The organism is Blautia sp. ZXY-1-C6 (genome assembly GCF_056339875.1).
Map to the genome: position 1 here is coordinate 1 of NZ_JBWJVQ010000263.1, position 8,476 is coordinate 8,476.

Annotated in this window: 12 protein-coding genes and 2 pseudogenes; 13 read left to right on the top strand and 1 reads right to left on the bottom strand. The window is 36.9% G+C overall.

All coding sequences use genetic code 11. The features are described from left to right. Positions 1 to 155: 155 nt before the first annotated feature. Positions 156 to 983 (bottom strand): polysaccharide deacetylase family protein, encoded by an 828-nt coding sequence (locus tag AC075J_RS17025; RefSeq protein WP_022381350.1) that lies wholly within the window; start codon positions 981 to 983, stop codon positions 156 to 158. 987 nt (positions 984 to 1,970) lie between these two features. On the opposite strand from AC075J_RS17025, the pseudogene eno reads away from it, so the two are divergent. The 13 genes and pseudogenes from eno to yaaA all read left to right on the top strand — a co-directional run. Next, a pseudogene (eno, locus tag AC075J_RS17030) lies at positions 1,971 to 2,456 on the top strand (phosphopyruvate hydratase); the annotation flags it as partial. Between the two features lie 298 nt (positions 2,457 to 2,754). Beyond that, positions 2,755 to 3,399, top strand: a complete 645-nt coding sequence (locus tag AC075J_RS17035; protein WP_020993358.1) for a ParA family protein — start codon at positions 2,755 to 2,757, stop codon at positions 3,397 to 3,399. 14 nt (positions 3,400 to 3,413) lie between these two features. Continuing rightward, a complete protein-coding gene (locus AC075J_RS17040; protein ID WP_020993357.1) occupies positions 3,414 to 3,626 on the top strand; it encodes a LexA family protein in 213 nt (70 codons plus the stop codon). Between the two features lie 12 nt (positions 3,627 to 3,638). After that, positions 3,639 to 3,878 carry a hypothetical protein gene (locus tag AC075J_RS17045; protein ID WP_008708201.1) on the top strand — a complete coding sequence of 80 codons (240 nt, stop codon included), beginning with the start codon at positions 3,639 to 3,641 and terminating at the stop codon, positions 3,876 to 3,878. Positions 3,879 to 4,128: 250 nt separating this feature from the next. Continuing rightward, complete coding sequence (locus AC075J_RS17050; RefSeq protein ID WP_008708199.1) at positions 4,129 to 4,701, top strand: ArpU family phage packaging/lysis transcriptional regulator; 573 nt, start codon at positions 4,129 to 4,131, stop codon at positions 4,699 to 4,701. A 9-nt stretch (positions 4,702 to 4,710) separates the two neighbouring features. Further along, positions 4,711 to 5,082, top strand: a complete 372-nt coding sequence (locus AC075J_RS17055; RefSeq protein WP_008708198.1) for a hypothetical protein — start codon at positions 4,711 to 4,713, stop codon at positions 5,080 to 5,082. A gap of 279 nt (positions 5,083 to 5,361) precedes the next feature. Further along, positions 5,362 to 5,526 carry a rubredoxin gene (gene rd, locus AC075J_RS17060; RefSeq protein WP_020993356.1) on the top strand — a complete coding sequence of 55 codons (165 nt, stop codon included), beginning with the start codon at positions 5,362 to 5,364 and terminating at the stop codon, positions 5,524 to 5,526. A gap of 76 nt (positions 5,527 to 5,602) precedes the next feature. Beyond that, complete coding sequence (locus AC075J_RS17065) at positions 5,603 to 6,037, top strand: bacteriohemerythrin (protein ID WP_008708195.1); 435 nt, start codon at positions 5,603 to 5,605, stop codon at positions 6,035 to 6,037. A 287-nt stretch (positions 6,038 to 6,324) separates the two neighbouring features. Further along, positions 6,325 to 6,537 (top strand): sporulation initiation factor Spo0A C-terminal domain-containing protein, encoded by a 213-nt coding sequence (locus AC075J_RS17070; RefSeq protein WP_008708193.1) that lies wholly within the window; start codon positions 6,325 to 6,327, stop codon positions 6,535 to 6,537. 4 nt (positions 6,538 to 6,541) lie between these two features. Continuing rightward, positions 6,542 to 6,970, top strand: coding sequence for a hypothetical protein (locus AC075J_RS17075; protein ID WP_008708191.1), 429 nt, complete (start codon positions 6,542 to 6,544; stop codon positions 6,968 to 6,970). 179 nt (positions 6,971 to 7,149) lie between these two features. After that, on the top strand, positions 7,150 to 7,359 hold the full coding sequence (locus AC075J_RS17080; RefSeq protein WP_008708189.1) for a DUF6219 family protein: 210 nt from the start codon (positions 7,150 to 7,152) through the stop codon (positions 7,357 to 7,359). 3 nt (positions 7,360 to 7,362) lie between these two features. Continuing rightward, a pseudogene (gene bcp, locus AC075J_RS17085) lies at positions 7,363 to 7,817 on the top strand (thioredoxin-dependent thiol peroxidase). Next, positions 7,817 to 8,476 (top strand): peroxide stress protein YaaA (gene yaaA / locus AC075J_RS17090; protein ID WP_476390534.1); only part of this gene is annotated, 660 nt, incomplete at its 3' end. The pseudogene bcp and the gene yaaA, both read left to right, overlap by 1 nt.

Sequence of the window (8,476 nt, forward strand, 5' to 3'; positions counted from 1 at the left end):
TGGTTCACTCCGTTCACAGTAACGTAGCCAAAATTCATTCCAGATTGCCTGCGGCAATGGAATTTTGGCTTGTATGTCTCGGGATTTTGGCATATTCATGCCAAAACACCTCGCGGGATAGTGGTGTGTGAACAGTATCGGAAAATGTTAAATGATCATAATTCATTCAGAGAATGAAAGGAATATCCCATCTCTTCCCATTTATCCAACAGTTCATCCAGAATCTGTGCATTAGTGGAAGAGGTGCTGTGTAGCAGTACAATAGCTCCCGGATGAATCCGTTTCGTCAGTTTTGCAATAGCTTCCTGTGGATCTGGCTGGTTATCCTGGTACCAGTCTACATAGGCAAGGCTCCAGAAAAATGTGTGATATCCCAGTTCTCTGGCCATAGACAGATTCTGTGTACTGTAGATGCCCTGTGGGGGGCGGTAAAATTTTGTCATTTCTTTTCCTGTAATTTCCCTGTAAATTTTTTCTACATCGGATAATTCTTTCTGAAAAGATTCTTTTGTGGAAATTTTTGACATATCCGGGTGCGTCATAGTATGATTGCCGACAATATGCCCTTCCGTTTCCATTCGTTTGATCAGATCTTTGTTTTCCGAAATGAAATTTCCAACCACAAAAAATGTAGCAGGTGCCTGATGTTTTTTCAGTGCATCCAAAATAGCAGGAGTATTTCCATTTTCAAAGCCTGCGTCAAAGGTGAGATAGATTTTCTTTTCTTCGGTATCTTCAGCAAAAAAGGCATTGTACTGAGCCAATTCTTCTATCGTTGCATTTCCAACAGGACGTTTGCCTTCTTCCTGAAAACTGAGTCCCCAGTTGGAACTTTGGGCAGAAGCAGCAGTCTGTCTGGCAGTGTTGTGCGATACGATTTTTCCTATAGAGGAACCTATAAATGCACAAGCACAGAAAAGAAGAAAAATCTTGGTAAATCTGGAAGAGAAAATCCGAGTGGAAGATATGTATTTGAGATGCATAGAGAGTGTTAACCTCAGAATGGAATGATATTAGTTTAATATATGAGAAAGAGGGGAACTATAGAAGCTGAATGACAAATAAAAGAGCCACAGATTTATATTTCATCGTGGCTCCTGTTAAGATTCTGTATCCAAGGGATGATACCTCACTTTCTGTAAAATAAATTATGAAATTGTATGAATTTGAATTATGAAATTTACTGTCCCATTGGTCTGTACCTTCCTTTTATAGTTTCATAGGGTAAATCGTTAAGTTTTCATTGGACTGTACCTTCTTCATGTAAATGAACGGTTACGTTTTATAATAGGGTAAATCGTTAACGTTTCATTGGACTGTACCTTCCTTATTTTGATTGAATGTCACTTTAAAAATAAAGTAAATCATTAAATTTCCATTGGACCGTACCTTCTTTAGAATGTTTAACTGTTACGTTCAAAATAAGATAAATCGTTAGGTTTCCATTGGACTGTACCTTCCTTGTTTGATAGGAACTACTTATAAAACTTAGTTGGATTTAAAAGCTTAAGTTCTTGGTGGTCCGTACCTGCCTTTCTTATAAGTCATGAATTTGAAACTTTGCTATTCTGGTGGTCTGTACCTCGCTTTCTTAAATTATGAAGAAAAGATTATGTTTTCGGTGGTCTCACTCCTTTACTTTTTTGTTTTTCGTAATCCCTTTTGTTTTATGAACTTAATATAACAGATAAAGAATGAAATGTCAAGAATGAAAATAGAAAATTTACAAAAATATTTAAAAGATAATATTAAAATTATTTGTATTGATAAAATATTCTGAAAATAATAATGGATATAGACAATGCATAGCCGGAAGCATATTGGGTAAAAATATGGTTGTAAAGATATACAAGTCAAATTACGTTACTGTTCACGCCGTTCTCAGTGACGTATTTTGACTTGAGGTTTAACTGTAACTGTGAAAATATGGAACAGTTACCGGTTTATTAAAATGATCAGGAGGTTCTAATATGTTACGTTATCTGCCTGTGAGAAGGGTTCATGCAAGACAGGTACTTGATTCCAGAGGAAATCCTACAGTGGAAGTAGAAGTAACAGTAGGAGAAGGTGTGATCGGGATAAATGGATATACGGGAAGGGCAATCGTCCCTTCGGGAGCTTCCACAGGAAAGTTCGAGGCAGTGGAGCTTCGTGACGGAGAAAAAGGCTGCTACACCGGACTTGGTGTCCGCAAAGCAGTGGAGAATGTAAATACAAAGCTGGCAGAAGCAATTCTTGGAGAAAATGCTCTGGATCAGTCCTATATTGATAAAAAAATCATAGAAACAGACGGCACAGACAATAAAAGTAATGTAGGGGCAAATGCGGCACTGGGAGTATCCCTGGCAGTAGCAAGGGCGGCAGCAGCAGCTCTCCGCGTTCCTTTATATCAGTATCTTGGCGGCTGCCATACCAGACAGATGCCTGTACCGATGATGAATATCTTAAATGGGGGTGCTTGTGTTATTATAATGACACAAGGCAGAACCCCTTATAATACAAGGGCTCTAGCGATTTAGTCCTAAATAAATTTCGTAACCAATCAACGAATTTATGAAGGAAAGGCCTCTCTTTTATAAATAACACAGTACAGAAGTAATAGAATTTCAGAACTCTGCTGAGATGTATTTACTATACCACGAAAGCGGTGATAATTGAATAAAAATATGTTTTGGACTGAATTAGCTCGCATGAGATTTATATCTCAGCTGTCTGATTCAGTCTTTTTATTTAACAAGAAAGAAGGGAAAGATTATGGCAAAAGTAATTTCTATTGTAAACCAAAAAGGGGGAACGGGAAAATCAGCATGTACAGCTAATTTAGCAGTAGGATTAGCACAAAAGAATATGAAAGTGTTAATCGTTGATGCCGATCCACAGTCTGATGTATCCGCAGGATTTGGATATCGTGATTGTGATGAAAGTAATGAAACACTTACAGCTCTTATGGATACAGTAATGAAAGATGAAGATATTCCTTCAGACTGTTATATCAGGCATCAGGCAGAAGGAATAGACATTATCTGTTCTAACATTGGACTGGCAGGTACGGAAGTACAGTTGGTAAATGCAATGAGCAGGGAATATGTATTGAAACAGATTTTATATGGTATCAAGGATCAATATGATGCAATTATCATTGATTGTATGCCATCATTGGGAATGATCACAATCAATGCACTGGCTGCATCAGATGAAGTACTAATTCCGGTTGAAGCGTCTTACCTGCCAATCAAAGGATTGCAGCAGTTAGAGAAGCTGGATCGTACTGTAGATGAGATTAGACGACGGTTTGGATATTTCAGTATACAGCGAGCGGCAATGTATCAGAATAAAGTCTTATCCCACTTAGACGCTGGTACGCACACGGTCCATCCACACAGTTATTTTCATGGGTAATTGGAGGGATAGATTTGAAAAAAGTATTAACCAGAAAACAGAAAGAAAGTTATCAGTGTATTTTGAATTATACGAAGGAGCATGGATACCCGCCGACAGTCCGGGAATTTGGAAAACTGATCGGAGTAAGATCAACATCATCTGCTTTTTCCAGAATCAAGCAGTTGGAGCAAAATGGATATATCCGCAGAATCCCGGCATCGCCAAGAGCAATCGAGATTTTATAGTGAGGTGTCGGCATGAACAAAGTATATGTAGATGTAGTGGCAGAGTTCCGGAAAGACGGACGGCTGGTTCCCATATTTTTTACATGGGAGGATGGAAGAAAATATAGTATTGACAGAATTTTGAAAATTGAGCGATGCGCCAGCAGAAAGGCAGGCGGTGTAGGAGTGATGTACACCTGTATGATACAGGGGCAGGAAAGCCACTTGTTTTACGAAGTGGATAAATGGTTTATGGAGAGAAAAACAGCATAAGGAGAGATTGGTATAGACGATATTATTTGGATTATTAACCGGCAGGGATAGTCACTTTCCCTTTATATTCCTGCAGGTTTTACATAAGAAGATGGATTTCGGTCAGCAAAGGCAGCTCCCACAATGCCTTTTGGATATCCGCTTCTGCAAGTTGTAGTAAGTAATTGCTTCCCATCAAAATCATGGGGAAAGCGAACTGGTCTGAAAGACCGCCAGTTAGTGTGATGATGATAAGGAGATTTTGAAACTGATGACAGACAGAGATTATGCAATTAAATCAATGAAAGAAATTACCTTCCAGATGGCAAGTCATGCACAGGATTATCTGGAAGTTACAATCGAAAGACATTATACTGATATTAAAGAACTGATGAGAAGCTACCAGAAACTGATTTTAGAAAACCAGGTTGTATTGGAAGAACTGGATATGGAGTGCCAGGAGAAAATCAATGAAGATATGGCATATGCATTGAGTTATCTGAGCATTTATAACAATCAGCTGAATGTGCCAAAGATGCACCGGGAAATGAATAACCTGATGATCATTTATGGCTTGTCTGATATGATCTATCGTGGAATGACACTGGTGAAGTTCTATGCACCGAATGGTGTGATGCTCAGTGAAATCCTTCATTCCTGTTTTTGCAGTCATTATAATAAGACAGATGTGGAAGTACAGCAGGAGTTAGGAATAGGCAGGACTTCTTTTTATAAAATGAAGAAGCAGGCACTTGGATATTTAGGATTTTATTTTTATGAGATCGTGGTACCGCAGGCAAAGGATAAAAGATTTAAACCGTCACTGGGCGTTGAGGAAGAGTAGGTGAGTAATATGAGATACGAAGATTCGATGAAAGGTGTAGCTGATCAGATAATCAAAGAACAGCAGCGAGTCAGTAAAATTAAAAACAATCCAGAAGAGTTCCATTGGCATGACGAATATGCAACGTTGAATTTCTTTCGGTTTATCTGCAAAAATATCGGTAACTTGAGAAATGGAGAAATTGAAAAAATGGTCACACGTTTAAAGAACATAGATCAAAAAGCAGTGGAAAACCATGTGAATGGTGCTGTTTGGGCATTTGATTATGATAAGATGTTCTGTGTATTGATGGAAAATGAAATTTGCCGAAAGGTGTGTGAAAAGAATAAATATAACAGTTGGATGAATCTGATTGGACAGTATTGTGTTTCAAGGACTTAAAGACGAAAAAAGTTGTTGGAGAGAAATAATTTCCAGCAACTCTGTCTTTAATGAATAGAGTTCATTTTTTTATTCAACTATTCCCATGATATATACAATATGTAAATTTGCAATTCAAATATCAGTTTATGCTAAGTACAATAATAATAATAATAATTACTATTATTGACAAGAGAATAATTATCATGTATAATACAGATATACAAGAAACAAAGTGTTAGAAAAATTGCTAGGAACTTGGTAACAAAAATAAATCGACATTGAAAAGGGAAAATGACTATGATAAAATATGAATGTGAACCATGTGGATATATTTATGATCCGGCAGTAGGAGATCCAGACGCTGGTATCGATCCAGAAACTGCATTTGAGGATATTCCAGATGACTGGACATGCCCAATCTGCGGATTAGGAAAAGATGTTTTCGTTCCTGTAGAAGACTAAGCAGAAAATGCAGGTACGAAACTGCCAGACATTAAAAGATCCTAAGAGAACATATAAAAGAAATGGAGGTCAAATTATGACTTACGATTTAAACATTACCTTTGATGACAATTTAGTAACAGGAAATGAAACAATTGATACCCAGCATAAAGAATTGATCGACCGTATCCAGAACTTTGTAACTGCCTGTCAAAATGGCGACAGCAAAGTAAAAGCAATCAAAATGCTGGATTATCTGGATGAATATACTGACTTTCATTTTAAAGAAGAGGAAAAGCTTCAGGAAAAATCCGGTTATCCAGAGCGTGAAAAACATTATGAAAAACATGAAGAGTTTAGAAAGACAATTCAGGAACTGTATGAATACCTTCAGGAGTATGAAGGACCGACAGATCGGTTCAGTGAACTTGTACAGAAAAATGTAATCGACTGGCTGTTTGGACACATTAAAACATATGACCGCTCTGTGGCAAAATTTATCTTTATGAAACAAAATCCAGACCGATGCTAAAATAAACCAGGGAACGAGTTCATTCAGAATGTAGACAACGTGATGAAGTAAACTAGGGGCTGTCACAATGCAGCCCCTTTCCTGTTATAGCGATATTCTAGGTAATATATTGCGCTGGCATGACATATTATTTTACTACTACTATATGGGAAGAGCAAGTAGCTCTTCTTTTTTTGTCCTTTTTATCCAATTTTAAGTTGTAAAGTCTCTTTTCATGCCAACAGAAATATGCTAAATTGATTTTATAGAACAAGATATAATTCCACTTATATATCGGAGGAAAATGAATGAGAGAGAAAACTATATATGAGAAGATTGCAGAAAAGTATAACACAACACCAGAAGAAGTACGCAGAGAAATGCAGATAGCCATAGATGCAGGATTTGATAATCCTGACCCGGCTGTGCAGGAAGAATGGAAGAAAATGACACTTAAAGGAGACAGGCCCATACCGGAAGAAGTAATCAATTACGCAGTAAAAAAATTAAAAGGAAATTAAAAATATGAAGAAAAAGATAATTGCAGTAATTTCAGGAACAGCAATCTTGATAATTGCTGCAGGAAGTATTTATGGGAAATTTGAATCCAGTCATAAAGAAGGCGAACCAGATGTAGTTGGAACTTTTTCTGTAAATCGGGATGAAAATATAACCGTGGTCGCAAATAGGGAAGATATTGAGGATAGAGAAGCGTTTGCAAGAAAACTTTTGCAGATGTACAAGGATGATTCTTTTCATTCGACAAAATTCTCCACAGACAGAGGATATGCGACGAGCATTGATATGCACATCTATTTATGGAAAGAGGATATTGAAGACGGGGAATCGGTAATGACAGCCGAATATAGACCTGTAGAATACGGAAAGGACTATGATATTGTCAATAATCCTGATAAATTTCAACTATATATAGATGGAAAAGAGATTAAATAGTAATCTCCTGAAAGCAAGCTTTTTGTCAATTATTTCAAAGAAAAATTAAAGGATAACAATACATAGTTTTGACAATGATATTTTGAAAAATTTTATAGGAATGCTCTATTATCAAATTGACATAGGAATATGGTAGCGTATAATTAGAATTGAATACACTGAAAAAATGGAGGAATTACATGAAAGCACATAAATATTGGTCAGTAGGAGCATTGATCACAATGATTGGAACTTTTTATACAGGATATAAAGGGTTAAAAGCAGCACACAAATACTTTGCATTTGGCTCTCTGATATGCATGATTATGGCAGTCTATTCTGGTCATAAAATGATTTCGGGTAATAAAAGAACAAGAAAACAGGTGAAAAATACAAAAGCGGAGGAATAGTAAATGTTAGAGTTAGGAATAAAAGCACCGGATTTTGAATTGCCGGATCAGAACGGAGAAGTGCATAAATTAAGCGATTATGCAGGAAAAAAGTGATCTTATATTTTTATCCAAAGGATAATACGCCAGGATGTACGAAGCAGGCATGTGGCTTTTCTGAGCGTTATCCACAGTTTACTGAGAAGGGAGCTGTTATTCTCGGAGTAAGCAAGGACTCTGTAGCGTCTCACAAGAGATTTGAAGAAAAATACGGACTGGCATTTACGCTATTAGCAGATCCGGAGCGTAAAGTTATTGAAGCATATGATGTCTGGAAAGAAAAGAAAAATTATGGCAAAGTCTCTATGGGAGTAGTAAGAACCACATATCTTATTGATGAACAGGGGATTATTATAAAGGCAAATGATAAAGTCAAGGCTGCAGATGATCCTGAAAATATGCTCAAGGAATTAGATTAATGAAGATAATATTATCCCCTGCTAAAAAGATGATTACAGATACTGACAGCATAGCGCCGGATGGATTGCCTGAATTTATTGAAAAGACGACAGAGATACAAAGTTGGTTGAAAAGTAAGTCAAAAGAAGAACTGAAGACTATTTGGAAATGTAATGACAAAATTACAGAACAGAACTTCAATAGATTGGAAAACATGGATCTTTATCATTTACTTACCCCAGCTGTCTTATCATATGAAGGAATTGCTTTTCAATATATGGCTCCATCTGTGTTTGAGGACAGTCAGTTCGAGTATGTACAAAATCATTTGAGAATAATATCTGCATTTTATGGTGTGTTAAAACCAAGGGATGGTGTGACGCCTTATCGTTTGGAAATGCAGGCGAAGGTTGGAATAGGAGAAACAAAAAATCTGTATGAGTACTGGGGAGATTTATTATACCGCTCAGTGATTGATAACAGCAGGATTATAATCAATCTGGCATCGAAAGAATACTCTAAGTGCATAGAAAAATATCTGACACGACAGGATAGATACATTACGATTACATTTTGTGAGTTATCAGGAGATAAACTGGTGACAAAAGGTACATATGCTAAGATGGCCCGTGGTGAAATGGTTAGGTTCATGGCTGAAAACAGAATTGAAAATCCTGAG